The following is a 26,754-nucleotide window of genomic DNA, read 5'->3' as shown; positions in this document are numbered from 1 at the left end:
ACCCAAGTCCTTGTCACAAGCGAAAGTGTGAATCTTCGTATATAGGTTCATGTGTCATGTTGGAGTAGCATAGGATGTTGTGACGTTCCAGGGTTCCAAAGATTTTCAATCGTTTCCCTTATAGGCAAGTTACTGTATAAAACAAATTTACAACCAAGAAATCTATATATAGATAATATTATCATATAATATGTAAATATAGAATCTATGGAGATTTATGAAGACATATTAGAAAAGTTCATAATGAATATGTAATAATAAATAAAGGGAAGATATTAGTAAACATATCTTCCCTTTATTTATTAAAATAAGGCTAAACTATCTAAATTATCTCCATCCGTTTCGTTTCTATTAGTTCTTAAATATTCTTTTCCCTTTTTAGGTTTAACCACGTGAACTCCACCTATTAATCCTTCTTTAGCCATGGATATGGCCTGTTTTATAGTACATTCATTTCCATCAGATAACATTACATCAGTAATATTTCCATTTGAATCTTTTCTAACCTTTATTATTTCCTGTTTATCCATCATAATCCCTCCTATATTAGATAGGATTGCATTTAATCTTGAAATTATTCAATATAATATATATGATAAATTATAAGTATTCATTTTAAAATGGGAGTGAAAGCATTGAATTTAAAGGAAAATAAAGATGCCCTAGGGCATCTTATGAATCCAAAGAGTATAAAAATTCCACATATTTTTTGTACCAATAGGATTTCTTTTCCTTTGAGCTTAAGCTAATAATATCCATATGGTCCGTATCCTTTAAAAGGCCCATATGATTCCAAATGCCCCTTTGAGGTGAACCTATAAAATTTTTAATTATATCTTTAGAACCAAGTTTTGGACCATTCATTGAAATGGTATTTACTACACCATCATTTTGAAACCAATTTCTATTAATAGAAACTTTATTTTTATCATTGTCAGTAAATGATCCCATGAATAGGGCAAATGGAATTAAAATAGGATGAAGGTCCTTTTTAGGAATTTGCTTCTTAGACAATAGGCTAGCCTTTGTCTTTTCAGTGGACCAAGAAAAATAGTACACTTCATCTTGTGCTTTTACCCAACTATTTAATTCCATTGCGCCCTGGGGACTTAGATCCCAAGCGCTTATATCTTTAGTTTTATTCCAAAGGGGACTTTCCCATACTCGTTTTGCAAAATCTATAAAATTTTCACTGCTACCCTTGTATAACCCCCAGTGATCTAGTTTAAAATCATAAAAGTTAGATTTGTGTAGTGATGATTGGGCAGCGCCGAGGGCTACTAACTTTTGTGCATAGGGAATAACACCTAAAACCCCTTGGGTTAAAGTGGTGCCATCATGTGGTGAAGCAATAGTAGTAATAGAATGGATAGAAGAGGTACTTCCTACAAACAATGGGGATAAAAGGCCCTCGTGAACAGCCTTATTGATTTGAACTTTACTAGGATTCTTTCCAAGAACAGATTCTATTTCCTCTAAGGAACCCTGTTTTAATAGATGGGATAAAACTCTTACAGTTTGCCCTCCCATACTATGGGAAATCAGATGGATTTTGTTTATAGGACTCCATTTTTTATATACTCCTCTAAATTTCATTCCATATCTATCATGTCCATATTTGGAAGAATGAGCTTTTCCGTAGTCTACCCTAGTTCCTTTTATATAAGCATATAGTTCACATGCCCTATCCCAATTACTAGAAAAGGGACTTACAGTGGCCGTATAAGATTCAAAACCACTTTGATTCAAATATTTTTCATAATCTTCCTGTGTTCCTCCCCAATAAAGTACATTAAATAATTCGCCCCTTCCCCAACCACCAAATCCATGAACGAAAATGACTGGATAGGAATTAGCCATTAAAATACACCCCCTTTTATTATTAAATTCCCAATATGATAATTGTAAAACAACCTATCTTATATTATATTACGAAAAAAAACATTCCTTGGTGAATTGAATAGAAGAATAATATATAAATTTTATGTATTTTCCTTTTGTTTTTATATAGATAAACCTTATACAAATTATTTAATTATAGATTATTCTAATATTTATAAAAAAATCCTATTTATTGAATTAAAATAATTTTATATTATGAATTTAAAGAGGGGGAGTTACAATATGGCTGATTACAGAGAAATGTGGAGTTCGTTAGATATGGATTTAGAAAAACACGATGAATTATGTGCAGTGTTACCAGAGTTTTATGGAGAAATATATATGGAGCAAGAAAATAGACCAGAGGGTATGAATTATTTTAATATGGTTGTTTCTGAAATTCATGGTCTTAGGGTTAAGGAGTTAAATGAAGGAAAAAAAGAAAATAAAAAGGTAGTGGGAACATTTTGCGTTTTTGTACCTGATGAAATAATAACGGCAGCAGGAGCTGTAAGTGTGGGATTATGTGCAGGATCTGACTTTTGGCACCCAGATGGGGAAAAGATAGTACCTAAAAATACCTGTCCCTTAGTAAAGGCAGCAGTTGGAGCTTATTTTGGTAAAACCTGTCCATACTTTCAATCCTGTGATTTAATAGTAGGAGAGACCACTTGTGATGCTAAGAAAAAGGCATGGGAGATTTTTAGCGAAGAAATAGATACACATGTGATGGAATTACCACAGATGAAAAGGGATAAGAATAAAAAACACTGGGAAGAGGAAGTGGAATTATTCAAAGAAAAAATAGAATCAGTGACAGGTCATAATATTACAGAAGAAGAATTATACGAAAAAATAAAATTGCACAACGAAAAAAGAAATGTATTAAAGAGATTATATGATTTTAGAAAAGTAGATAATCCACCTATAAGTGGAAAGGACGTATTATTAATAACTCAAATTGCTTTTTATGATGATCCTAAAAGGTTTATTGAAATGACTAATAAACTATGTGATGAATTAGATGAAAGGATTAAAGAAAATAATGGAGTGTACAAAGAAAATGCTCCAAGGCTTTTAATAACAGGAACACCTATGGCCATACCAAATTGGAAGATGCATCACATAATAGAAACTAGTAATGCAGCTGTAGTTGCAGAAGAAACTTGTACGGGAACTAAATATTTTAAGAACTTAGTTTCTGAGGAAGAAAAGGACATGGAGGGTATGATTAAGAATCTTGCGAGTAGATATATGAAAACTAATTGTGCCGTATTTACTCCTAACAAAAGTAGAATAGATGATATTATAAATATGTATAAGGAATATAGGGCAGATGGTGTAATATATTATTCACTACCATTTTGTACGTGTTATGCAGCAGAATACATGAGTGTGAAGGAAGCACTAGAAAAAGAAGGTATTCCAGTTATTATGATAGAAACAGGCTATGGATTAGAAGATGCAGGTCAAATAAAAACTAGATTAGAGGCCTTTTTAGAAATGCTAGATAAATAGGTGAGAATACATGAATTTGTATATATTATTTCCTAACCATTCTAATGGAATGCTTATGGAACGTATTTTAGTTGAAAATAATATTAAATACACTATTTCTCCAACTCCACGAGAATTAAGCATATGTTGTGGTATATCAATAATGATAAATAAAGAAGATAGAGAATTAGTTGAAAAACTTATTGAAGAAAATAGTAATTTGAAGATAGAAGGAATCCATGAATTAAATAAGAAAAGAAAAAAATTTATTAATATATAAATGGAGGGAAATAGTAGTGTACTCTATAGGAATAGACTCAGGTTCAGTAGCTACAAAGGCAGTATTATTCAATGGACAGATTGTGGATTCAATTATAATTCCCACAGGATGGAGCCCTAAGGAAAGTGCTAAGGAAGCTTATAATAAAATAATAGAGAGAAATAATTTAGATAAAAGTAAAATAAAAAAGGTAATAGGAACAGGTTATGGTAGAATATCCATGGATTTTATTGACAGGGCCATAACGGAAATAACTTGCCATGCTAAAGGAATGCATTTTTTAAATCCTAATATAAGAACCATCCTAGATATAGGAGGACAAGATAGTAAAGTTATAAGTGTGGATGAGAATGGAAATGTCCTAGATTTTTTTATGAATGATAAATGTGCAGCAGGAACAGGAAGATTTTTACAGGTTATGGCTGTAACTTTAAATATGGATATAGATAATATAGACGAAGAATTAAATGAAGAATTAACTCCTCAAAAGATAAGTAGTATGTGTACTGTTTTTGCAGAATCAGAAATTATAAGTTTACTTGCAAAGGGAATAGATAAAAAAAGTATCTTCCTAGGCATATTAGAGTCTATAGGAAATAGGGCCTTTTCCATATTACATAAGGTAAATTCAAAGGAAGTCATAGGGTTTAGTGGGGGCGTAGCCAAAAGTAATTTAGTAAAAAATATAATAGAGAAAAAAGTAAAAAAGGAAATATATGTCCCTGATGATTCTCAAATAGTAGGAGCTTTAGGGGCTGCCATAAAGGGATTTTAAGGTAAAATGGATACAGTAACTGTATCCATTTTTTTACGCTATAATATAATGGATAACATAGATACAATTTTAAAATGTACTGTTGACTAGGTACAAAAAATATGGAATAATTAAATTGTACTTATTATGATAAAATATGGAATAAAGGGGAGAATATAATGGAAATGGAAAAGAATAAGTGGCATGTAAAAAGAATTGTATTGTTAGGACTACTCATGGCATTTAACATGGTGGCTACTTACATTCATGTACCTGTGGGAGGTAGTATGATGCATTTAGGTACTACAGCCCTTTTTATAACGGCCCTAATACTAGATCCTGTTGATGCTGCTATTGCATCGGGAGGAGGTATGTTTTTATTTGATATATTTGGAGGATATGTTACCTATGCACCCTTTACTTTAGTAATCAAGGGCCTTATGGCTTATATAGTATCTAAATTAGTTCATAAATCAGGCGAAGGTCTTAGTCTGAAAGTAAATTTAGGAGCCTATGTAATAGGAGGGATTGTATCTTTAGTAGGTTATTATTTTACTAATGTATTTTTTACAGGAAGTTTCATAGGGCCTATAAGCAAAATACCAGGGTCTATTTTAACTACAACAATAGGCATATTAATAGCTCTACCCCTTGGTATACAAGTGAAAAAGGCATATTTAAAAATTTAATAAGATTTTAAAGGGCATTGAAAAATTTCAATGTCCTGTTATAATTTTTGTATAGAAATTATGGAGGATTTTTCTTATGGAAAGACAAAGAATTATTGAATCAATAAAGGATATAGTAAAAAATCAGTTAATGGGAGAAGGGTCAGGCCATGATTGGTGGCATACTTTAAGAGTTTATAATATGGCTAAAAATATGGCTAAAGAAGAGAATGCCAATATGTTCATAGTGGAAATTTCATCCCTTATTCATGATTTATATGATTGGAAATTTTATGGTGAAGAAGGACAAATTGAAAAGACACAAATGTTATTAGATAAGTTTATAGATGATAAAAATGAAATAGAAACTATTATGGACATTATAATAAATGTTTCCTTTAAGGGAGGAACTGTTTTTGCAAAACAAAGTACTTTAGAAGGTGAAATTGTACAAGATGCAGATAGATTAGATGCATTAGGTGCTATAGGCATAGGAAGGGCCTTTGCCTATGGAGGTCATAAAAATAGAGAAATGTATAATCCTAACGAGGGCCCTAGGGAGTATTCTAATTTAGAAGAATATAAAAATAGTAAGGGTCATACTATAAATCACTTTTACGAAAAATTGTTATTATTAAAGGACAAAATGAATACTAAAGCAGGAAAAAGAATAGCTGAAAATAGACATGGATTTATGGAAAATTTCTTAGAAGAATTTTATAAAGAATGGAATGGAGAAAAATAGGATATGATTAAATCATATCCTTCTTTTACGTTATAGGAGGGGCAGCAACCTTAGCTGCGTGGAAGGGAACCACAGGGTCTCATAGGGAATCGTAGATCCTACGATTTTTTAGTATTAATTTTTAGCCATTATCAATAGGATACTATGTTATAATGGGATTAAAAGTTTCGCAAAATGAATTGTTGGTTCATATAATGAAACTTATCCTTAGACAAAGGAACTTTTATGTGTTATAATTTGAAAAATCTATAAAAAAGGGATGTGGTCATGTGACAGAAAATGAAGTGAAAAATAAAAAACTACACATAAAAAATTGCAAAAGAATTGTAGTTAAGGTTGGAACTTCTACATTGACTCACTCTACTGGATTGTTAAATTTGTCTAGAATAGAAAACTTAGTTAGACAATTGGCAGACATACACAATAGAGGGATTGAGGTAGTATTAGTTTCATCAGGTGCTATAGGTGCTGGTGTAGGAAAATTAGGATTAGATGAAAGACCCAAAACTATCCCCGAGAAGCAAGCAGCTGCAGCCATAGGTCAAGGTGTATTACTACATATGTATAGTAAGTTTTTTTCAGAATATGGAAAAATAACAGGACAAATTCTGTTGACAAGGGATGATATGGCAGATAGACATAGATTTTTAAATGCTAGTAATACTTTTTCTGCCCTACTGGATAAGGGCGTAATTCCTATAGTTAATGAAAATGATGCAACGGTAGTTGATGAAATAAAATTTGGTGATAATGATACCCTATCTGCCATGGTGGCTAGTTTGGTAAACGCAGATCTATTAGTTTTATTAACGGACATAGATGGCCTTTATGATTCTAATCCAAAGGAAAATAAAGATGCTAGGAGAATAGAGTATGTGGAAAGTATTGACGAGTCCATATATAATATGGCAGATGGCGCTGGATCTAAATTAGGAACGGGTGGTATGATAACTAAAATAAGAGCCTGTAAAATAGCTTCTTTTTCTGGTGTATGTACTGTCATAGCTAATGGTAGTGAGAAAAATATACTAAATATGATAGTAGATGGAGAAGAGGTAGGCACGTTTTTTCAAAGGAAAGAAGAAACTCTCAAGGCTAAAAAGCATTGGATGGCCTTTGTTACAAACCCGAGGAATAAAATATATGTGGATGAGGGAGCAAAAAGGGCATTATTAGAAAATAGAAAGAGTCTGTTACCGGCAGGAATAGTAAAGGTTGAGGGACAGTTTGGAAAGGGAGAAGTTTTAGCAATTTTTAATATGAGCAATGAAGAAATAGCCCATGGGGTTACTAACTACAATTCCACCCATATAGATATGATAAAGGGATTTGAGAGTAGTAAAATAGAAAGAATACTTGGACATAAGGATTATGATGAGGTAATCCATGCTAATAATTTAGTTATAATGAAAAGGTAGGGGAATAATATGGATATGAAGAATTATGTATTAAATATAGGTAAAAGGGCCAAAAAAGCATCTAGAGGGATGATAAACCTAGATACAATAACTAAAAACAAAGCCTTAATAAGGATGGCGCAAGCTTTACTAGATAATAAAGAATATATTTTAAATGAGAATAAAAAGGATATGAAAAATGGTGAAGACAATGGATTTACAAAGGCTTTATTAGACAGGCTACTACTTACAGAAGATAGATTAAAGGCCATGGCAGGAGGCCTTAAACAGGTGGCTTCTTTAGATGACCCTATTGGGGAAATGGTGTCTATGATAAAGAGACCTAATAACTTAAGAATAGGGAAAATGAGAGTGCCACTAGGTGTTGTGGGTATAATATATGAAGCAAGACCAAATGTAACGGTAGATGCAGCAGGACTTTGTATTAAGTCAGGAAATGTGGCCATACTAAGGGGTGGCAAAGAGGCTATTAATTCTAACATAGCTCTAATTAAAGTCATATCTAAAGCTGCCATGGAAGCTGGATTGCCAGAGGGGTGTATAAACTTAATAGAAATAACAGATAGGGAAGCTGCAAATGAGATGATGAGACTAAATGGATATATAGATGTATTAATTCCAAGGGGGGGAGCTGGTCTTATTCAAGCAGTAGTTAAAAATGCGTCTGTTCCAGTAATTGAAACAGGAGTAGGTAATTGCCATATATATGTGGATGAATGGGCCCACAAGGAAAGGGCAATTGACATAATAATCAATGCTAAAACTCAAAGACCAGCCGTATGTAATGCACTAGAGACCCTATTAGTTCATGAAAAAATAGCTCAGGAGTTTTTACCTAAGCTACATGATAAGCTAGATAAATTAAATGTGGAAATAAGAGGTTGTGAGAAGGCTAATAATATATTAGAAAATATAGTATTGGCCAATGAAAAAGACTGGAGTACTGAATATTTAGATTTAATATTAGCTATTAAAGTAGTTAATAATATGGATGAAGCCTTAGAACATATACATGTTTATGGAACTAATCATTCTGAATCTATCCTTACTAGGGATTACAACAATTCACAGAGGTTTTTACAAGAGGTAGATGCAGCAGCCGTTTATGTAAATGCATCAACTAGATTTACTGATGGTGAAGAATTTGGATTTGGGGCCGAAATAGGAATAAGCACTCAAAAACTCCATGCAAGGGGTCCTATGGGATTAAAAGAACTTACAACTTTTAAATACACCATATATGGAGAAGGACAAATAAGATAAATTAAAAGATGCCTGTGATTTTTCATGGGCATCTTTTAATTTAGGCATATTCAAAAAATAAATTATAGATTTATCATTTTCAAACTTGCTTTATGTGGGCCTACTTCAGGAAAATATATTGAAATTTTTTCCATTGAAGTCCTTGTCACAAACGAAAGTATGAATCTTCGTAGATAGGTTCATGAGTCATGTTCAAGTAGCATAGGATGTTGTGACGTTCCTCAATTTCAAAAATTTTCAATATATTTTCCCTTGTAGGCAAGTTACTGTATAAAGAAAGCCTAGTGTTGATAAATCTATAGTCATTTTACTGGTTTATTTTTTCATATACCTTATTAATTATTCTAGAGAGTTTCTAAACTTTACTAGTTTTTCAAGAAGTTTATCTATATTTTCTATAACTATTTCCTTTTCGTCTTCATTAACATGTAATTTTTGCATTTGATTAATTTCAAAGGTAGCCTTTTCTAGTAATCCCTTTAAATTGGGAGAAGTTCTAGTGCTAGAATAGGTCCATTTAGTAATATCTCCATCTCGGATTTGCTTGAAGTTTCTAGATATTTGGGATTTTAAAGATCCTAATGAATTATTATATAGTTTACTTTTGCGTAGTTCAAAATATAGTTTTCTTAAGGGAATTCCTTCATTTAATCTAGTAAGTATCACATTAACACATTCTTTGTTAAGAGAGTCATAAGGATGCATATAAATTTCCTCCATATTTAAGCTTTATATGAGTTGTTGTACACTTAGATCTTCAACAACGTATTTCTATTATAATCATATTAATATAGTTTTTTGTTTATTACAAAAATCTAAAATGCAAAAGAAATAATATTTTTTTAAATTTAAAAAGAAGCTGAAAAAAGAAGTTTCTTTTTGAAAAAGGGCGAGTATACTGGTAAAATGTATATTAAGAGGAAATTATGTAAAAAAAGGAGGAAATATGCAGATGAGTAAGAAAAAGAAATCATCAATAGGAACGAAAACCTTAGGCGCATTTTTTGTAACAATGACCATAATAATAGTAATAATTACTACATTATCAGGTTTTATGATTGATAAATATATGAAAAAGCAAATGGCTGATAATGCTCTTAGGCTGATTAAGGAAACATCACAAAAGATTGAAATTAACGAAATGGCTGTAATAAACCTTGAAAAGCAATTAGAAGATAAGATTAAAATAGCAGCAAAAACAATAGAGGTAAGTGGCCATGTATCTAATAAATATTTGAAAGATATATGCCAAAAAGCTGGTATTGATCAAATAAATGTATCTGTAAATAGGGTAATAGTCAACTCAAATCATGATGAATATGTGGGATTTGTATATGGAGAAGATCATCCTGCAGATAGGTTATTTAAAGGTGAAATAAATGAAATTATGGAACCTATAAGAGCAGATACGGAATCTGATAAGGAATATAAATTTGGTGCTATTAAAACGGCTGATGGAAGAGTAATACAGGTTGGAATATCTGCAGATAAGGTAAGGGAGACTGAAAAGGCTTTTAGTAAACAAAAAATTATGGAAGAACTGGCTAAAGGTAAAGATATTGTATTTGCCCTTATTGTAAATGAAAAATTAAAAGCAATAGCCCATAGTGACAAGGATAGAATTGGAAAAGATTTAAGTGAAGATCAAGGAGTTAAATCGGCAGTTATAGACAAAAAACCATATACAAGTACATATATGTATAAGGATCAAATAGAAACCTATGAGGTATTGTTACCATTAGATATTAACGGAGAATATATGGGGGCCATAAATGTGGGCCTTTCATTAGAGCCTGTGAAAGAGACTATAAAAGAAGTTGTAAAGAAAAGTATAATCTATAGTTTAATACTCTTCGCATTATGTGGACTTTGCATATATATTTACATTAAGAAGTTAATAAAGCCATTAGGAGAACTATCAAAGGTGGCTGAGAAGGCTTCTAAAGGACATTTAAAGGCAGAGGTAAATATTAAGAGAAATGATGAAATTGGTTTCGTAGGTAAGGCCTTTAATGAAATGATGGAAAATATTAGGCACATGATAAATGGAATTATAAGGAATTCAAATGAAGTGAATAAATCTAGTGAAGAACTTTCAAGTGTAGCAGAAAAAATAACGGCAGAAATTCAAAATGTAGGAGCTACTACAGAAGAAATAGCAGCAGGAATGGAAGAAAGTAGTGCAGCTATAGAAGAAATAGTAGCATCTATAGATGAAATAACAGAGGCTTCTAAGAACTTATCTAACAAGGCTAAAGAGGGAAATTATATAGCAAAAGAGATTGACATTAGAGCTTCTAAGATGAAGGAAAATGCAGCAAATTCTAAGGAAGTAACTACTAAAATGTACAAGGAGAAGCAAGAAAAGATTGTTAATGCAGTTGAAAGAAGTAAAGTAGTAGAAAAGATAAAGGACATGTCAAATGCTGTATCTTCCATATCAGAGCAAATAAACTTACTTGCACTAAATGCAGCTATAGAGGCTGCTAGAGCAGGAGAACAGGGGAAAGGATTTGCAGTAGTTGCAGAGGAAGTAAGAAAACTAGCAGAAGAGTCTTCAAATAGTGTTGGACAAATTGAAAGTGTAATAGAAGAAGTACAATTGTCAGTAAAGGAACTTACTAGTAATGCTACTGATATATTAGATTTTATAAATAGGGATATAATGAAAGATTATGAGTTCTTAGAAGAATCAGGAGAGCAGTACTATAAGGATTCAGAGTCAGTAAAAGAGCTATTAGAGGATTTCTCAAGAGCCACTGTGGAAATTTCTACAGCTATGGATGAAATGAATACAGCTGTATCAGGAGTATCTGTTACAATAGAAGAATCTGCTTCTGGATCTCAGGATATAGCCGAAAGCATAGGAGATGTAACTGGATCAGTAGAAGAAATATCTAATGCAGCGTACATTCAGCTAAAGGCAGTAAAAGAATTAGGTGAAATGGTAAATAAATTTGAAATATAGAAAAAAAGTCTTCTCTTGGGAAGACTTTTTTCTCTTTCATGCATATAATGAAGTAATAAGTATAAAGGGGGATTTTAGTAATGAAAATACTCATAAATTTACTAACCCTTATATTATTACCTATAATATTAGTTAGTCTAATAATTGACGGTGTAGCCATTTATAGAACATCTGCCATAATAGTCCTAGTTTTATATATTCTATTTGTAGAAAATAAGTATGACAGAATAGTTTTATCATTTAAAGGTATACTAAACAAAGTAAAAAAATAGCCACCTAAGATGGTGGTATTTTTTTGCTTTGTTTAGTATATCTAAATTATTAAGTTAAATCTTTTCTTAAGTTAAATAAATTCCATGGATAGGTATCACCTGGTAATGTGCTAAAGTTTAAATACCCTTTTTTTACAGGATGCTTAAAATTTAGCTTATAAGCCCATAGGGCAATTTGGGACCAATCTTTTCTTTTCATAAATTCCTTGTTGTATTTAGTATCTCCCCAAAGGGGAAAACCGATGTGGGATAATTGAACTCTTATTTGATGGTGACGACCTGTTTTTAACTTTATATGTAATAGGCTTAGATGTCCAAACTCTTCCGTATCTATAGTTTCAATGACCCTGTATTCTAATAGAGCTTTTTTAGCATTTTTATCATCTTGGGTAGTAACCTTACTCATATTTACCGTTTTTAGTTTTTTTAGATAGTCTGTTAATTCCATAGATTCCTCAGTGGGTTTTCCACAAACTATGGCTAAATAATCTTTCCTAAAGGATCTACCTGAAATCTGTTTAGATAGATTTTGATTAGATTCCCTTGTCTTTGGAAAAACCATAATTCCTCCTACAGGTCTATCTAATCTATGGACAATTTCTAAATAAACCTTTTTTAAGTTAGGATTATTTTTCTTTATATGCTCTCTAAGTATGGAAAGAAGGCTAGTATCCATACTCTTATCATCCTGGCAAGGTACTTTAGGTGGTTTCTCAGCTACTATTATGTTCTTATCTTCAAATATTATTTTAGGATCCATCATATGTCCTCCTTATAAACTAGTTACTTAATTAGTAAAAGTCATATATGATCTTTTGTCAAGGTATATATGGTAAAAAAATAAAAATGTGGAATTAGGCATATTCAAATTCCTCAGGGAACTGACTAGTTTATTTCTTTCATATGCCTTAATCCACATTAACTTAATATTAAAACACTAAATTTAATTTTTTTAGTCTATTCTTTAATTCATTAATAGTATTTATTTCTTCTTCTTCGTTTTCAGCTTCAAAGGTTACAGAAAATCTCACGTAAGGTTCTGGTATATTCCATGGAACGGTACATATCATACTTTTTTCTAGTAGGTACAATGAAAAATCTTCTGCATCCTTAAATACTTTTCCATCAGCAGTTCCCTTTGGAATAGGAACATATAGATAGAAGGTGGCCTTAGGTTTACTTACTGAAAAACCTATTTCACTTAGGGCATCTACTAATAGATCAAATCGTCTGGAATAACGCTTAGAATTTTCATATATAAGGTTATAATTATTCAGTGCATAAAGGCCTGCCTTTTGAATTGCCCTAAATTGTCCAGAATCTGAATTTGCTTTTACATTAGCATATATGTCTATAACTTGTTTATTACCAGCTAAAAATGCCAGTCTCCAGCCAGTCATATTAAAAGCTTTAGATAAGGAATGAATTTCTACTCCAACTTCCTTTGCACCATCTAAGGATAAAAAGCTAAGGGGTTTTTCTCCATCAAAAGTAAGGGGAGCATAAGTAGAATCTGCAATGACTATTATTTTGTACCTATGGGCAAAATCAATGACCCTTTTATAAAATTCTTCTGTGGCAACTTGGCCTGTAGGATTATTAGGGTAGTTAATATATAAGAGTTTGGACCTGTGAAGAATTATATTTGGAATATTTGAAAAATCTGGATAAAAATTATTTCCATGGGTTAAGGGAAGGCCATATACAACTCCACCTAAGTATTTGGTGTGAGTGGATATAATAGGATAACTAGGAATTGTAGTAATGGTTATGTCTCCTGGATTAATAAAGCATAGGGGCAGTATGGATAAAATGGATTTAGCTCCTATACCATGGAGTATTTCCCTTTTAGGATCAATATTATTAATTCCAAATAAATTATATAAATAATTTCCAGCAGCCTCTTGAAACTCTGGGATACCATTGTCTGAATAGAATCTGTTTTCACTCTTTGGACATTCTAAAGAAAGTATATCACATATATTTTTATGAGCTGGTTTATCAGGTTCCCCTACCCCCATATCAATTATAGGAATATTAGGGTATTTCTTTTTTATATCTTCCTTAGCTTTTTTTATCTTCATAAACTTATAGTCCCTTTTAGCAATATCAAAGCTTTTGTCTCTAAATCTGTCAGCTATATTATCTCTGATAAATTCCATAAGGAAACCTCCTTTATAGTAAGTTGGAATTATAAAAAGTTTTATTTCAATTAAGTTATATCTTATACATAAGATATTTTATTCTTTTAATAAGAAAAATGTTCTTTCATGTAATAAAAATGAAAAAATACTTTAGTAAAATAGCTAAAAGGATGTGAATTTTTCACATCCCTTTAGCTATTTTATCAATTTCCATGGAGTTTCCCAGGGATTAGCCACTTTTTCATTAGGAATATCCCCTTTAGTCCACCATTTAGCTTCGTAAACTTTACCATTGTAGGTTATTGTAGAATCAGCATAATAGGTTTTATTAGGATTCCATTTTTCTAAATTATTTTCATACTCTGTATCTTCAGTCATGTTACGGCTATTATAAGCCCTCCAATAGGGAGAATTACTATAATGAGACATAATAATATTACCCTCCTATAAAACAGTATTTATACTATAATATTTTTTAGAAATTCTGCCTGTGACAATTAAAAATATAAGTCCTTGTAGAATTTTAAAATTAAAATGAATTGAAAAAGGTCTTTTATACTTGTTTAAAAATGGTATTATTATATATGAGAAACAGAGAGAGGTAGGAGCGTTATGATTAAAAAAATAATATTAATAAGTATTTTGGTTTTTGGACTGTCTATTAATTTTTCCTATGGGGAAGAAAAGATGTTTGTCCATGGGTTTTATGCCATAAACTCATATGATCAATTTAGTAGTATGGAAAAAAATAAATCCATTAAAAATATAGATTCCCTAGGATTTGGATGGAGCAGATTAACCTATGACGAAGAACAAGATTCTATAATCTTAAATATGAAGCCTACAAACAATAATGATTTCTATGTTCCATATGGTTATGAGGATCCCTTAAAAATAGCTAATAAATATGAAATAAGTACAGGTCTTAATGTTTATGCTAAAGATAATTTAAGTAAAATTTTAGAAAAAGAACATGAGCTCGTAGAAATTCTTATGGGTGAAATTAATTCAAATAATATTTCAGGGAAAAATATTAATTTTAATAGTATAATAATAGACTTTGAAAATTTAAAGGAAAGTGAACGGGATAATTTTAGTAATTTTTTAAGAAATTTAAAAGGAAAATTAAGTGAGAACAATAAGGAATTGTATGTGATGGTGCCTGCAAGTGATTGGTATAAGTCTTATGATTATAAGACCATAGGAGAAATAGCAGACAAAGTCATAGTCATGGCCCATGATTACGATTTTAAAAACATTCAAATACAAAGGGCTGAGACAGTCTATTCTCCCCTTGGACCAATAGATAATATAAGAAAGACATTAGATTACATTACAAATGAAGAAACGGGAATAGAAGATAAAAAGAAAATACTTTTACAAATAAATTTTGGCACTAGCCAATGGAAGATAAAAGATGGATATATATACACACAGACAAAGGATAATATAGCCTATTCATCTAAACCTACCTATGAAAAAATCTATGAAAGGGTAGAAAGGGAAATTGAAAAGGGGAATTCTGTAGATAATATAATATTTTATGATATAAAATCTAAATCTCCATGTATAACCTATTATAATGGAGAAGATTCAACTAAGAATATAATTTGGTATGAAGATAAAAGGAGTGTATTTGAAAAAATAAACCTTGTAGATGAATTTGGTTTGGGAGGCATATCTATTTGGAGAATAGGTAGTATACCAGAGTTTTATAGTTCTGGGAAAACTTCCCTTCATCTAGATGTTTGGCAAGAAATCCAATCAATTTTTTAGTATAAATCAAATCTTTGCCTTTGTGAATACTTTCATGCTATACTAACAGAGGTATTTTAACAAAGGAGGGAACAATGTGTTTAAAGAATATAAGGAAAAAGTTTTATTAGGATTGGGATTATTAGGATTATCTTTAATTTTATATGCTTTTCACTATCTGGCATTTAGGGATATGCACCACATATTAGTATTTAGTTTTGAGCATGTGGCTTTTATACCAATAGAAGTATTATTAGTAACATTAATAATTGAAGGTGCCATTGAAAAAAAAGAAAAAATGAAGATAATGGAGAAGTTAAACACCCTAATAGGATTGTTTTTTAGTGAAGTGGGATTAAAACTATTAAAAGACTTTATAAGTTCAGATTCTAATATAGATAAAATAAGAGAGAGGTTAATAATTTGTAAAGATTGTGAAGATATAACTTTCAAAGAATTAAAAGTTTTAGCACAAGATTATGAATATGATGTGCATATAGAAAAAATTAATTTATTAGAGTTAAAGGAATTTTTAAACTCCCTTAGAAATTTTCTAATGGGAATGATGCAAAATCCTTATTTGCTAGAACACGACACGTTCACAGATTTATTAAAGGCAGTATTTCATCTACAAGAGGAACTTAATTTTAGATCCAGTATGGATGAAATAAAAGAAAGGGATAAGGAACATTTAAAGGGTGACATAATAAGAATATATAAGCTAATCACTTACGAATGGGTAGTATATATGGAATATTTAAAGGTAGAATATCCATTTATGTATGCTACGGCTTTAATGAACAATCCATTTGATAAAAGATCTATTGATGAAATGGAAAGACAAATATATAAGGCATCTTAAAAATAGCATTTTAAGAAGGCCCATTATCTAGAGATTATTGAAAAAAGTCTTCCTTATGAAGACTTTTTTTCAATAATCTTATAATTTTATAATGAATATGGAGAAAAAATGAAAGAAGAGCAATTAATAAATTGAACAAAATTACTGAGTAATTTGACTACTTTATTTCGTTAATGAGCCTAATTGGAATTTAATAAGATAAATAGTTTTAATATATTACTCACAAAAAAATTATTATTGCATAGGAATATAAAGGGGGGATTTTTTTGATTAGAAATAAAAGAGTACATAAAAGACGAAGTTTTAAAGTTTTCATATCCCTAACTTTAATTTTCTTATTTTCCATATATGGATTCATATTTATAGACAAAAAAGTTAAACCAGCTTTTTTAACTATTGCTACGGTAAAGGCTAGAGAAATAGCCACAAGGGCTATAAATCAATCTGTAAATGAAAAGATAAATGAACATATAAAATATGAAGATCTAATATTTATAAGAACAGATATAAATGGAAATATTACTATGATGCAAGCCAATACGGTAATGATGAATCAGGTGGCTTCTGAAGTGGCCTTATCTATTCAAGATAACATAAAAAAAATTAAAACATCCTCCGTAAGTGTTCCACTAGGAACTGTCTTTAAGAGTCAATTGTTAGCCAAATATGGTCCTAAAATAACTATAAATGTTACACCGATAGGTATGTCTAGTGTAACATTTAAAACGGAATTTGAAGAATCTGGCATAAACCAAACTCGCCATAAAATATACCTAGTAGTCACTACTCAAGTTAGGATTATAGTTCCATTTTCATCCCAAGCAGCTAGTGTACAAAGTGAAATACCAATAGCAGAAACTGTCATACTTGGAAAAGTACCTGAAACTTACATGAAGGTACCTAAAGATGAGGCAACTAACGTATTTCCAACGGAGTAAGAACCTAAAAAATAAAAAAGTATCAGAGATTAAAATCTTTGTTACTTTTTTTATTTTTATATATTGTAGTGAAAGGGTAAAAAAGCATGGAAATATATGTAATAATTTCAAATAAAAGAATTAATAATAAAAGGTAAAGTAGATAATCATATATATATAATAGGCTATTTTACCAAGATTTCGTATGAAATAAATTTAAAAATATTTTTTCTGTTACGAGGATGGTTTTCAATTTAAGGATTAATTTATTTAAATAAGACCTTTAATCTTGCAGTAGTTTAACTAAAACTACATAAATACTAGGTTATGAGAAAAAGGAGGGCTTAGTTGTGAAAGATGTAAATCAAGAAAGAGAACAATGGGGATCGAAAATAGGATTTATTTTAGCAGCTGCTGGGTCGGCAGTAGGGCTTGGTAACTTGTGGAAGTTTCCATATGTGGCAGGTAAAAATGGTGGAGGAGCCTTTGTGCTAGTATATTTCATAATTTTATTTTTAGTTGGTTTCACATTAATGTTAGCAGAAATAGCCTTAGGACGTCATACTCAATTAAATGCAGTAGGAGCTTATAGAAAGCTTAGGGGAAAATGGGCATTTGTAGGTGGATTAGGTGTATTAGCTGGATTTATGCTATTATCATTTTATAGTGTCGTTGGAGGTTGGGTAATAAACTATGTAATTAAATCTTTAACAGGAGGATTAAATGTAAGTGACCCGGCTGTGCTTGGAGATATGTTTGGTAATTTAGTAGCAGATGCTACAAGGCCTATAATATACCATAGCATATTCATGTTATTAACTTTGCTAATAGTACTTGGTGGAGTAGGTGGAGGAATTGAAAAGGCAAGTAAAATAATGATGCCAGCTTTATTTGGATTTATTATTCTATTAGCAGGAAGAGCCATAACATTGCCAGGCGGAATAGAAGGTGTTAAGTATTTATTAGTGCCAGATTTCTCTAAAATAAATATGGAGGTTGTTTTAAGTGCACTAGGACAAGTATTCTTTTCTTTGAGCTTGGGGATGGGATGTATGATAACCTATGGAAGTTATTTAGGCAAGGATACGAATATTCCAGAGAGTGCCGTTATAATACCCCTTTGTGACACTGCCATAGCCCTATTAGCAGGTTTAGCCGTGTTACCAGCAGTATTTGCATTTAATTTTGAACCAGCGGCAGGTCCAGGACTTATATTTGTCACATTGCCAGCAGTATTTTCTCAAATGCCCTTAGGTAATTTGTTTGCCATAATGTTTTTTATACTAGTTCTATTTGCTGCATTAACATCATCTATTTCCCTACTTGAAGTATGTGTTGCATATGTGGTTGATGAATGGAAATGGAATCGTAAATTCAGCACATGGGCAATTGCAGGAACTATTTTTTTAATTGGAGTTCCAGCATCCTTATCAATGGGTCCTTGGGCAGATATTCATTTGTTAGGAGATAGAGGATTTTTTGATACTTATGATTATATAGTAAGTAACTTTTTACTTCCATTAGGTGGATTGTTATTATGTATTTTCGTAGGTTGGATTTGGGGCACAGATGAAGCTATAAAAGAAGTTACTAATAATGGAACATTAGAATTTAAACTTGAAGGCTTATGGGTATTTTTAATTAAGTATGTGGGGCCAGCAGCCATATTAGTAGTATTTATACGTTCATTAACATAAGACATATTCAAAAAATCGGGAGAATTTCCTGATTTTTTTATTTTTTTCCTTTTTATTAATTTTTTTTTGATTATAATAATATTATTGGGTTATTAAATAATCTATTTATCATTTAAATAGTTGAGGTTGGTGAACATATGAAATTTAATGAAAATAATGAAGTGATTTTAGAAGTGAAGCAAAGGGCCATATTAGTAGGATTAGATACGGGAAAAAGAAATGAAATACTTACTATGGAAAATTCCTTAGAGGAATTAAGGGAATTGACTAAGGCAGCCGGTGGTGAAGTAATAGATACTATTATCCAAAAGAGGCCTAAAGTGGATAGTACATTTTATATTGGAAAGGGAAAGGCTGATGAAATAAAAGTACTATGTGATATGTTAGATGCTAATTTAGTAGTATTTAATGAAGAATTATCGGGAGCCCAAATTAGAAATTTAGAAGAAAGAATAGAAGTTACTGTATTAGACAGAACTGCCCTTATACTAGATATATTTGCCCAAAGGGCAAAATCAAAGGAGGGTAAACTACAGGTAGAATTAGCACAATTAAAGTATAGGTTGCCAAGATTAGTAGGTCTTGGAAGATCCCTTTCTAGAACAGGTGCTGGTATAGGTACTAGGGGACCTGGGGAGACAAAGTTAGAATTAGATAGAAGACATATATTAGAAAGAATAAGTGACATAAGGAAACAAATTGATGAAGTTAAGAAGAATAGGGAGGTTCAAAGGAAGCAAAGGCAAAAGAATGAAATTCCTGTAGTGGCCCTAGTGGGATATACTAATGCAGGAAAATCAACTTTAATGAACAAAATATTAGAAATTTGTGAACAGGATATAGAAAAAAGTGTTTTCGCAAAGGATATGCTCTTTGCCACACTTGATACTACCCATAGAAAGATTACTCTACCTTCTAAGGATGAGTTTGTTTTAATTGATACGGTAGGATTTGTAAGTAAACTACCCCATGACTTGGTTGATGCATTTAAGGCCACATTAGAAGAAGTTCAAGATGCAGATTTACTAATCCATGTGGTAGATAGTATAAATGAAGATTATGAAGGGCAAATGAGAGTAACTAATTCTGTATTAAAGGAATTAGGCGTAGAGGACAAGGAGAATATATTAGTTTACAATAAGATAGATAGACTAGAGAATAATAATATATTAAAGGATAATGATGATACATTAGAAATATCGGCAATAAAAGAAATTGGATTGGATAATTTAATAGAAAAAATAAAAGAAAAAATATTTTCCCATATGAAGGAAGTAACCCTATTAATACCTTATGATAAGGGAAATATACTTTCTTATTTATGTGATAAGACTAATGTTTATAGTCAAGAATATGGGGAAAAGGGTACTTTAGTAAAGACAAAGCTTGATAATATAGATTATAATAAATATAACCAATACATCCTAGAAGGTTAGGAGATGAAAAATGGAAAAAATAAAATTTTCCTGGTCTAATACACAAGATTTAGATGATGATACTATAACATATTTATTATATAAAGAAGGCAAAAGCTTAGAACTAATAGGTCGTATAAGAAATATTAGTTTAAATGAAGTGAAAAAACAACTAGTAAATGCAAAGGCCAGGCTTAGATCTCGTAAGAAGGAAGAGAAAAAACTATTAGATTATTTACTTGAAATGAGCAAAACCCAAAGGCAAAAAATAATTGTAAACCTCTCAAAGGAAGAAAAGAAATCTTTAGCTAAGGATATATATATATCTTATCCTAATATTAAAAATTATGATGATAAATTGACCCTAATTTGGATAGTAGGGGAACTTGGCGTTAAAAAGTTGCTTCCCCTAATTTATGGGGAGATAAATCATCCCTTTGTAAATATTAGGAGAGTTACATGTTCTGCCATGGGGAAATTGAAATATGAAAAAAGTAAGCCCTATTTAATGAAATTTTTAAGGGATTCTAATCCTCAAGTAAGGCAATATGCAGTTAAAGCCTTAGGTCATATAGGAGATGAAAAATCAAAGGAAATATTAAATGAAATCCTAAGAAATCCTAAGGAAAAAGCTTATGTAAAAAGGGCCATACTAGAATCAGTTCAGGAAATAGATAAAAGAGTGATTAAGAAATAAGCGGTTTAATTTTATTAAGCCGTTTTTTTAGTATTTTTTTTTATAAAGGGTCAATAATATAAGTAAAGAAAACAAAGGTTATAATGTATATAACAAAAATAAAAGAAAATTTAGAAAATTATACCAATTGTACAGAATTTATTATATAATAAAATAAAAAGGAGGCGTTTCCAATGCTTTTTAGAAATTGTGCAGGTGGAGTTGTATTTTCAGAGGATAAGGTGCTTCTATTGAGAAATGAAAAAAATGAATGGATACTTCCAAAGGGTGTAATTCGTAATGGGAATCTTTCCTGTGATGTTGCTATTGACCGTGTCAGAGAGGAAACTGGAGTGGATGCGGAAATAGTATCATCGGTGGGAGATACTTGTTACGAATTTTTTTCTATTTCCCGACAAAAACCCGTTTGCAATGAAATCAATTGGTACTTAATGAGGGCCCTAAATGAGGATTGTGTTTTAAATAAAGAATTAGATTTTATAGATGTGGGTTTTTTTAAGGTAGATAAAGCATTGGATATGATTACTTATAGTCAGGATAAATCATTAGTTCGTTTGTCATATAATAAATTTAAATCCTTAATTGTACAGGAAATAATGGTATAATTGTAAAAGAGTAGTGAATACTACTCTTTTTACTAATTATATGTGTGAATATGCAAGGGGGATTTTGCTTTGATAAGGGAATATAAAACTATATATGAATACGGAGAAGATGAACAATCAATACAAAAGTCAAGGTTTATAGCCTACGTAAAACCTGTAAAGACAGAGGAAGAAGCTATTAATTTTATAAATAGTGTAAAAGAACAACATAAAACAGCAACCCATAATGTACCCGTATATGTACTAGGCCAGAATTATGAAATACAAAGATATAGTGATGATGGAGAACCATCTGGTACTGCAGGACTTCCAATTTTGGAAATGATAAAAAAGGAAGAAATAAAAGATATGGCCATTGTAGTAACGAGATACTATGGAGGAACTAAATTAGGTACAGGAGGGCTGGTAAGAGCCTATACTAGTACAGCTAAACTAGGAATAAATAAGAGTCAAGTAGTCAATAAAGTATTACATGACTTTGTAAAAATAAGAATAGAATATACTCTTTTAGGTAAAATGCAAAATGAGATTATGAATAATAATTATATTATAAAGAACACAGAATTTGATGATAGTGTGAATATATATGTATACTCTAAAGTGGAAGAAACGGAAAAATTAGATAATATAGTAAAGAATATTACAAAGGGTAAAACTAAAATCCAGATAATAGATACTTTGTATTTAGATAAACTTAAAGATGAGATTAAATTCTAATAAAAAGGAAGGTTATATTATGGAAAATTTAGTTAATATCATGCTACATAAGAAAAAATGGGCTGTAATGGGAGCTTCTGACAATGTGGATAAGTTTGGATATAAGGTGTATAAAAAATTAAAGGATAAGGGCTATGAAGTATATGGAGTAAATCCTAATTGTAATGAAATAGAAGGGGAAAAGTGTTATGATTCTATAGACTCTCTGCCAGAAAAGGTGGAATGTGTAAGCATTATAGTAAACCCTAAAATAACTAATAAATCCCTTGAAGAAATTAAGGATATGAATATTAAGCATATATGGGCACAGCCTGGTGCTTTTAATGAAGAAACTAAGAAAATCGCAAAGGAATTAGAATTGAATTTTGTATATGACAAGTGTGTATTAGTTGAATTAGCATAAAAAATATGACTTCATTCATATGATGAATGGAGTCTTATTTTTTTTCCTTGTAAAAAAATTCATAAAGGGCCATGAATAATAAAAAAATTCCAAATAGCCTCCTTAGGAAAGAGGATGGCATTTTAACGGCCACACTAGCCCCTAAAAGAGCCCCTAAAAGACCAGTTATTATTAATGGCATGCAGAACTTGGTTTCTATATATCCACCTCTTAAATGGGTTATGAAGGCCACTAGAGCTGCAGGGATAAAGCAAAGTAAATTTAGACCTTGAGATTGTTGTTGGTTTAAGTTTGTGAACATTATAAGAGCTGGAATTAATATGGTGCCACCACCTATGCCCATTCCTCCTAGGACTCCAGATAATAATCCTACTAGTACATAAAACAATCAAAACACCATCCTTAGGGCTGCAATTAACATGAACAGGCCAAAAGTTTTTCTTAGAATTTTTTCTGGAATATGACTAAGTAGCTTTGCACCTATATATGCGCCAATGACACTTCCACAGATGATTTTAATTCCAATAGTCCAGTTTATATTTCCATTTTTCATATATATGTATGTACTTAGTATAGTTAGAGGAAGAATAATGGATATGGCTGTGGCATGGGATTTATGTTGTTCTATTTTTGTTAAAAAAAACATACCCGGTACTAAAATGGTTCCTCCTCCAGAACCAAAGAGACCATTTATTAAACCTGAGAAAAAACCTAACAATAATAATTTAAATAATATGACTTTTTTCATATAATCTCCTATAAACTATGAATTCGTACTATTAGTTTGAGCTTTTAAAGGATTTTTATGAATATATTGACGTAAAAAAGAAAATAGTATAAAATAAATACAATAATTCCGATAAGAATACAATGAAATAAAAAGGGGTGTATGACGTGAGAATAGCAAAGGATGTTACAGAATTAATAGGAAAGACACCTATGGTGAGATTAAACAAGGTGGTAGACAAGAAGGGTGCCCATATATATGTAAAACTAGAATCCTTTAATCCAGGAAGTAGTGTAAAGGATAGGGTAGCCTTAAATATGATATTAAGGGCAGAAAAGGAAGGGCACTTAAGGGAAGGATCTGTAATAGTAGAACCTACTAGTGGAAATACGGGTATAGGTATAGCCATGATTGGGGCTGCAAAGGGATATGAGGTAATATTAGTCATGCCCGATACTATGAGTATAGAAAGAAGAAAGCTACTTAAAGCCTTCGGTGCTAAATTGGTTCTTACAGAAGGTTCCCTTGGGATGAATGGTGCCATAAATGAAGCCCGAGACTTGGTAAGTAAAAATGAAAATTACTATATGCCACAACAATTTGAAAATATGGGAAATCCAGAAGCCCATTCTCTAACTACAGCCCTTGAGATATATGAACAAATGGATGGAAAAGTGGACTATTTAATATCGGCTGTAGGAACGGGAGGAACTATAACAGGTATAGGTAGGACTTTAAAGGAAAGGATAAAAGAGTTAGATGTAATAGGAGTAGAACCATCTGCCTCAGCCGTATTATCAGGAGAAAAGGCAGGACCACATAAAATTCAGGGAATAGGGGCAGGTTTTATTCCTAAAATACTTGATATGTCTGTCATTGACTCTATTATAAAAATAGAAGACCAAGAAGCTATGGAAATGGCAAGAAGAGTTGCAAAGGAAGAGGGCCTATTAGTAGGTATTTCTTCAGGAGCAGCCATAGCTGCCGCTGCCCAAATTGCTAAGAAAATGAAAGAAGATAAAAGGGTAGTAGTAATAGCACCTGATTATGGGGAAAGGTATTTAAGTACATCCTTATATGAAGGATAATAAAGATAAAAGCATGGTGAATAGAGCCATGCTTTTTCATGTATAATAATCAAAAATACCATTAAAAAATCTTTTTTGTATGGTATAATTCAACATATAGGAAAAAAAGAAAGGAAAGATTTATCATGAAAAAACACATAGAAAAAGATATTGATAAAGTAGTACAGTGGCTTAGAAAAATGGTCAATGAATCAGGGACTAAAGGGTTAATAGTAGGGGTTTCTGGTGGTATAGATTCTGCAGTAGTGGCTTATTTAATAAAAAAAGCATGTCCTCATAATTCCATAGGAGTAATACTACCATGTAAAAGTAATCCTAAGGATAAGGAAGATGCATTAGCTGTGGTTAATGGATGTGGTATAGATTCTGTAGAAGTGGATTTAACATCTGTTCATGAAAGTTTATTTGATCAAATCACAAATAAGCTAGTGGATAAAGATCTTATAGATGATGAAACATCAGTAAGATTAAGTGATGCTAATTTAAGAGCTAGACTTAGAATGAGTACTATATATGCCATTGGAAATACTAAAAACTATCTAGTTGTAGGTACTGATAATGCAGCTGAAGTATATACGGGGTATTTTACTAAATATGGAGATGGTGGAGTAGATATACTACCTATTGCTAATCTATTAAAAAGAGACGTATATGAATGGGCTAGAGTATTAGGTGTACCTCAGAGTGTATTAGATAGAGCACCTTCAGCCGGGTTATGGGAAGGCCAAACGGATGAAAAGGAAATGGGTACCACATATGATATGATAGATGATTTAATTGAGGGAAAAGAAATTCCACAAAAGGATAGGGAAGTTATAGAAAACCTACATAAAAAAACAGATCATAAAAGAAAAATGCCACCTGCACCAGAAAAATAAGGCATATGAAAAAAACAAATTTTTTCAATATGCCTAAAGAGTAGAATTTAAAAAAGTCTTCCCTTTGGAAGACTTTTTTAAATTTGAGATTCTATTTCATTAGCCATGGAAATTACATTTTTCATTACTATACTGGAGTGGATTTTGATTAGATTGACATCCTTTTCATCAATGGCATCATTTAATTTTTTTATGGAAGCTTCAAATTTTTCTATGATGGTCTTGGAATTTTTACCTTTTAGTTTATTTTTCACATTAAGGCTTTGAGCTTCTAGGATTTTTACATCTTCCTTAGAACCTGAAAAGTCTCCTTTGGCAGCCTTTAGGACACAATCACGTAAAAAATATTTAAGAGAATATATGGTTGGTGGAATTTTACCTTTACCATAGGCCATAAATTCAGCAAGACAATAGGTTAATTTATTAGATAACAAAAGGGTATTAAAATAATCATGGTTCAATGAATGTTTAGTTAATAACTCCAGATTCTTATCAAATTCAAGTATAGACACAGAAGCAGCATTTTTAGATAGTAGCATAGGTTCTAATGTATTCCAGGTTTCATGAAGACTTATAACCGTATCACTTATTTTTTTCCAAACTTCATTTAAGTCTTGGGGAACTTTTTTAGCATCCTTATCTTCTTCTAAAACTTTTTCTTCTTTTATTATATCGGCTAATAGCATTTCTTGAAACATTAAAGGATCAGGTTTATCCTGTACTTGATTAGGTGATTTTCCTTCCTCCTTACTGCCTTTCTCAGAGTTACCAGATTCCTTAGTATCACCCGATTCTTCGGAAGATTTAGAATCAGATTCCTTAGAACTAGAACCTTTTTTTAGAATTTCTTCTTTTAATTCTTTTTTTCCTAATTCTTCCCTTTGTTTAACGGACCTTTCATAATATGGCACCAGATCTGCCATATATGTAACGGTCAAAATTTGTTTTTCAAGTTCCTTTATTATTTCAGGTATTTTTTTTGCTTGTTCTTCTTCTGGACTGGGTTTCTTAGACTTTTTGGTACAAGATGTTGATGTGAATAAAAGGGCAGTTATTAATATGAAAACAAAAAAGTTTTTGCTTTTAGACATATAATCACCTCA

The 26,754-nt window shown here is 31.2% G+C and carries 27 protein-coding genes and 1 pseudogene; 20 read left to right on the top strand and 8 right to left on the bottom strand.

What is annotated here, in order from left to right; genetic code table 11:
• Window positions 1-302: 302 nt before the first annotated feature.
• The gene (locus tag N4A57_RS03895) at window positions 303-530 is read right to left on the bottom strand and encodes a DUF3892 domain-containing protein (protein WP_330671439.1); all 228 of its coding nucleotides are present in this window, start codon (window positions 528-530) and stop codon (window positions 303-305) included.
• Window positions 531-672: 142 nt separating this feature from the next.
• On the bottom strand, window positions 673-1,860 hold the full coding sequence (locus N4A57_RS03890) for an esterase/lipase family protein (protein WP_293656263.1): 1,188 nt from the start codon (window positions 1,858-1,860) through the stop codon (window positions 673-675).
• Between the two features lie 264 nt (window positions 1,861-2,124).
• Here N4A57_RS03890 and N4A57_RS03885 point away from each other — a divergent pair, with 264 nt between their 5' ends.
• From N4A57_RS03885 to N4A57_RS03855, 7 genes are all read left to right on the top strand, one after another.
• Entirely contained in the window at window positions 2,125-3,399 is a 1,275-nt protein-coding gene (locus N4A57_RS03885) for a double-cubane-cluster-containing anaerobic reductase (RefSeq protein ID WP_293656262.1), read from the top strand.
• 10 nt (window positions 3,400-3,409) lie between these two features.
• On the top strand, window positions 3,410-3,658 hold the full coding sequence (locus tag N4A57_RS03880) for a DUF3343 domain-containing protein (protein WP_293656261.1): 249 nt from the start codon (window positions 3,410-3,412) through the stop codon (window positions 3,656-3,658).
• Window positions 3,659-3,674: 16 nt separating this feature from the next.
• Window positions 3,675-4,433, top strand: a complete 759-nt coding sequence (locus tag N4A57_RS03875; RefSeq protein WP_293656260.1) for an acyl-CoA dehydratase activase — start codon at window positions 3,675-3,677, stop codon at window positions 4,431-4,433.
• A gap of 158 nt (window positions 4,434-4,591) precedes the next feature.
• On the top strand, window positions 4,592-5,101 hold the full coding sequence (locus N4A57_RS03870; protein ID WP_293656259.1) for an ECF transporter S component: 510 nt from the start codon (window positions 4,592-4,594) through the stop codon (window positions 5,099-5,101).
• A 76-nt stretch (window positions 5,102-5,177) separates the two neighbouring features.
• Entirely contained in the window at window positions 5,178-5,825 is a 648-nt protein-coding gene (locus N4A57_RS03865; RefSeq protein ID WP_293656258.1) for an HD domain-containing protein, read from the top strand.
• A 269-nt stretch (window positions 5,826-6,094) separates the two neighbouring features.
• Entirely contained in the window at window positions 6,095-7,243 is a 1,149-nt protein-coding gene (gene proB / locus N4A57_RS03860) for a glutamate 5-kinase (protein WP_330671438.1), read from the top strand.
• 9 nt (window positions 7,244-7,252) lie between these two features.
• Complete coding sequence (locus N4A57_RS03855; RefSeq protein ID WP_293656257.1) at window positions 7,253-8,506, top strand: glutamate-5-semialdehyde dehydrogenase; 1,254 nt, start codon at window positions 7,253-7,255, stop codon at window positions 8,504-8,506.
• A gap of 339 nt (window positions 8,507-8,845) precedes the next feature.
• On the opposite strand, the gene N4A57_RS03850 is transcribed toward N4A57_RS03855, so the two are convergent.
• The gene (locus N4A57_RS03850) at window positions 8,846-9,211 is read right to left on the bottom strand and encodes a hypothetical protein (RefSeq protein WP_293656256.1); all 366 of its coding nucleotides are present in this window, start codon (window positions 9,209-9,211) and stop codon (window positions 8,846-8,848) included.
• 247 nt (window positions 9,212-9,458) lie between these two features.
• Between N4A57_RS03850 and N4A57_RS03845 the strand changes: the two genes are divergently transcribed.
• On the top strand, window positions 9,459-11,474 hold the full coding sequence (locus N4A57_RS03845; protein WP_293656255.1) for a methyl-accepting chemotaxis protein: 2,016 nt from the start codon (window positions 9,459-9,461) through the stop codon (window positions 11,472-11,474).
• An 80-nt stretch (window positions 11,475-11,554) separates the two neighbouring features.
• Complete coding sequence (locus N4A57_RS03840; protein ID WP_293656254.1) at window positions 11,555-11,746, top strand: hypothetical protein; 192 nt, start codon at window positions 11,555-11,557, stop codon at window positions 11,744-11,746.
• A 49-nt stretch (window positions 11,747-11,795) separates the two neighbouring features.
• Here N4A57_RS03840 and N4A57_RS03835 read toward each other — a convergent pair whose 3' ends face one another.
• From N4A57_RS03835 to N4A57_RS03825, 3 genes are all read right to left on the bottom strand, one after another.
• Window positions 11,796-12,506 carry an RluA family pseudouridine synthase gene (locus tag N4A57_RS03835; RefSeq protein ID WP_293656253.1) on the bottom strand — a complete coding sequence of 237 codons (711 nt, stop codon included), beginning with the start codon at window positions 12,504-12,506 and terminating at the stop codon, window positions 11,796-11,798.
• Window positions 12,507-12,675: 169 nt separating this feature from the next.
• Window positions 12,676-13,908, bottom strand: a complete 1,233-nt coding sequence (locus tag N4A57_RS03830) for an LL-diaminopimelate aminotransferase (protein WP_293656252.1) — start codon at window positions 13,906-13,908, stop codon at window positions 12,676-12,678.
• Window positions 13,909-14,085: 177 nt separating this feature from the next.
• Window positions 14,086-14,319, bottom strand: coding sequence for a carbohydrate-binding protein (locus N4A57_RS03825; protein ID WP_293656251.1), 234 nt, complete (start codon window positions 14,317-14,319; stop codon window positions 14,086-14,088).
• Between the two features lie 183 nt (window positions 14,320-14,502).
• Between N4A57_RS03825 and N4A57_RS03820 the strand changes: the two genes are divergently transcribed.
• From N4A57_RS03820 to N4A57_RS03780, 9 genes are all read left to right on the top strand, one after another.
• Window positions 14,503-15,666, top strand: a complete 1,164-nt coding sequence (locus N4A57_RS03820; RefSeq protein WP_293656250.1) for a glycosyl hydrolase family 18 protein — start codon at window positions 14,503-14,505, stop codon at window positions 15,664-15,666.
• A gap of 76 nt (window positions 15,667-15,742) precedes the next feature.
• Window positions 15,743-16,507: a hypothetical protein gene (locus N4A57_RS03815; RefSeq protein WP_293656249.1), complete on the top strand. Its 765-nt coding sequence runs from the start codon at window positions 15,743-15,745 to the stop codon at window positions 16,505-16,507.
• Window positions 16,508-16,773: 266 nt separating this feature from the next.
• Window positions 16,774-17,445, top strand: coding sequence for a sporulation protein YunB (gene yunB, locus N4A57_RS03810; protein ID WP_293656248.1), 672 nt, complete (start codon window positions 16,774-16,776; stop codon window positions 17,443-17,445).
• Between the two features lie 329 nt (window positions 17,446-17,774).
• A complete protein-coding gene (locus tag N4A57_RS03805; protein WP_293656247.1) occupies window positions 17,775-19,121 on the top strand; it encodes a sodium-dependent transporter in 1,347 nt (448 codons plus the stop codon).
• Window positions 19,122-19,258: 137 nt separating this feature from the next.
• Entirely contained in the window at window positions 19,259-20,557 is a 1,299-nt protein-coding gene (gene hflX, locus N4A57_RS03800) for a GTPase HflX (protein ID WP_293656246.1), read from the top strand.
• Window positions 20,558-20,567: 10 nt separating this feature from the next.
• On the top strand, window positions 20,568-21,233 hold the full coding sequence (locus N4A57_RS03795; RefSeq protein WP_293656245.1) for a HEAT repeat domain-containing protein: 666 nt from the start codon (window positions 20,568-20,570) through the stop codon (window positions 21,231-21,233).
• A gap of 173 nt (window positions 21,234-21,406) precedes the next feature.
• On the top strand, window positions 21,407-21,838 hold the full coding sequence (locus N4A57_RS03790) for an NUDIX hydrolase (RefSeq protein ID WP_293656244.1): 432 nt from the start codon (window positions 21,407-21,409) through the stop codon (window positions 21,836-21,838).
• A gap of 69 nt (window positions 21,839-21,907) precedes the next feature.
• Window positions 21,908-22,555, top strand: coding sequence for a YigZ family protein (locus N4A57_RS03785; RefSeq protein ID WP_330671437.1), 648 nt, complete (start codon window positions 21,908-21,910; stop codon window positions 22,553-22,555).
• A 19-nt stretch (window positions 22,556-22,574) separates the two neighbouring features.
• Complete coding sequence (locus N4A57_RS03780) at window positions 22,575-22,958, top strand: CoA-binding protein (RefSeq protein ID WP_293656243.1); 384 nt, start codon at window positions 22,575-22,577, stop codon at window positions 22,956-22,958.
• Between the two features lie 34 nt (window positions 22,959-22,992).
• On the opposite strand, the pseudogene N4A57_RS18490 reads toward N4A57_RS03780, so the two are convergent.
• Window positions 22,993-23,706: pseudogene (locus N4A57_RS18490) on the bottom strand (sulfite exporter TauE/SafE family protein).
• A 146-nt stretch (window positions 23,707-23,852) separates the two neighbouring features.
• Here N4A57_RS18490 and cysK point away from each other — a divergent pair.
• Both cysK and nadE read left to right on the top strand, forming a co-directional pair.
• Entirely contained in the window at window positions 23,853-24,773 is a 921-nt protein-coding gene (cysK, locus tag N4A57_RS03765; protein WP_293656240.1) for a cysteine synthase A, read from the top strand.
• 125 nt (window positions 24,774-24,898) lie between these two features.
• Entirely contained in the window at window positions 24,899-25,651 is a 753-nt protein-coding gene (gene nadE, locus N4A57_RS03760) for an NAD(+) synthase (protein ID WP_293656239.1), read from the top strand.
• Window positions 25,652-25,728: 77 nt separating this feature from the next.
• Here the strand turns inward: nadE and N4A57_RS03755 are convergent, their stop codons facing one another.
• Entirely contained in the window at window positions 25,729-26,742 is a 1,014-nt protein-coding gene (locus N4A57_RS03755; protein WP_293656238.1) for a hypothetical protein, read from the bottom strand.
• Between the last annotated feature and the right edge of the window lie 12 nt (window positions 26,743-26,754).

The organism is Anaeromicrobium sp. (assembly GCF_025210435.1).
Lineage (GTDB): Bacteria > Bacillota > Clostridia > Peptostreptococcales > Thermotaleaceae > Anaeromicrobium.
This window is presented reverse-complemented; position numbering and strand designations above follow the sequence as displayed.

What these genes read in the sequence shown, in the direction of transcription:
- N4A57_RS03895 (WP_330671439.1), bottom strand. Translation starts at nt 530, where the DNA reads ATGGATAAACAGGAAATAATAAAGGTTAGAAAAGATTCAAATGGAAAT.
- N4A57_RS03890 (WP_293656263.1), bottom strand. Translation starts at nt 1,860, where the DNA reads ATGGCTAATTCCTATCCAGTCATTTTCGTTCATGGATTTGGTGGTTGG.
- N4A57_RS03885 (WP_293656262.1), top strand. Translation starts at nt 2,125, where the DNA reads ATGGCTGATTACAGAGAAATGTGGAGTTCGTTAGATATGGATTTAGAA.
- N4A57_RS03880 (WP_293656261.1), top strand. Translation starts at nt 3,410, where the DNA reads ATGAATTTGTATATATTATTTCCTAACCATTCTAATGGAATGCTTATG.
- N4A57_RS03870 (WP_293656259.1), top strand. Translation starts at nt 4,592, where the DNA reads ATGGAAATGGAAAAGAATAAGTGGCATGTAAAAAGAATTGTATTGTTA.
- N4A57_RS03865 (WP_293656258.1), top strand. Translation starts at nt 5,178, where the DNA reads ATGGAAAGACAAAGAATTATTGAATCAATAAAGGATATAGTAAAAAAT.
- N4A57_RS03855 (WP_293656257.1), top strand. Translation starts at nt 7,253, where the DNA reads ATGGATATGAAGAATTATGTATTAAATATAGGTAAAAGGGCCAAAAAA.
- N4A57_RS03850 (WP_293656256.1), bottom strand. Translation starts at nt 9,211, where the DNA reads ATGCATCCTTATGACTCTCTTAACAAAGAATGTGTTAATGTGATACTT.
- N4A57_RS03845 (WP_293656255.1), top strand. Translation starts at nt 9,459, where the DNA reads ATGAGTAAGAAAAAGAAATCATCAATAGGAACGAAAACCTTAGGCGCA.
- N4A57_RS03840 (WP_293656254.1), top strand. Translation starts at nt 11,555, where the DNA reads ATGAAAATACTCATAAATTTACTAACCCTTATATTATTACCTATAATA.
- N4A57_RS03835 (WP_293656253.1), bottom strand. Translation starts at nt 12,506, where the DNA reads ATGGATCCTAAAATAATATTTGAAGATAAGAACATAATAGTAGCTGAG.
- N4A57_RS03830 (WP_293656252.1), bottom strand. Translation starts at nt 13,908, where the DNA reads ATGGAATTTATCAGAGATAATATAGCTGACAGATTTAGAGACAAAAGC.
- N4A57_RS03825 (WP_293656251.1), bottom strand. Translation starts at nt 14,319, where the DNA reads ATGTCTCATTATAGTAATTCTCCCTATTGGAGGGCTTATAATAGCCGT.
- N4A57_RS03820 (WP_293656250.1), top strand. Translation starts at nt 14,503, where the DNA reads ATGATTAAAAAAATAATATTAATAAGTATTTTGGTTTTTGGACTGTCT.
- hflX (WP_293656246.1), top strand. Translation starts at nt 19,259, where the DNA reads ATGAAATTTAATGAAAATAATGAAGTGATTTTAGAAGTGAAGCAAAGG.
- N4A57_RS03795 (WP_293656245.1), top strand. Translation starts at nt 20,568, where the DNA reads ATGGAAAAAATAAAATTTTCCTGGTCTAATACACAAGATTTAGATGAT.
- N4A57_RS03790 (WP_293656244.1), top strand. Translation starts at nt 21,407, where the DNA reads ATGCTTTTTAGAAATTGTGCAGGTGGAGTTGTATTTTCAGAGGATAAG.
- N4A57_RS03780 (WP_293656243.1), top strand. Translation starts at nt 22,575, where the DNA reads ATGGAAAATTTAGTTAATATCATGCTACATAAGAAAAAATGGGCTGTA.
- nadE (WP_293656239.1), top strand. Translation starts at nt 24,899, where the DNA reads ATGAAAAAACACATAGAAAAAGATATTGATAAAGTAGTACAGTGGCTT.
- N4A57_RS03755 (WP_293656238.1), bottom strand. Translation starts at nt 26,742, where the DNA reads ATGTCTAAAAGCAAAAACTTTTTTGTTTTCATATTAATAACTGCCCTT.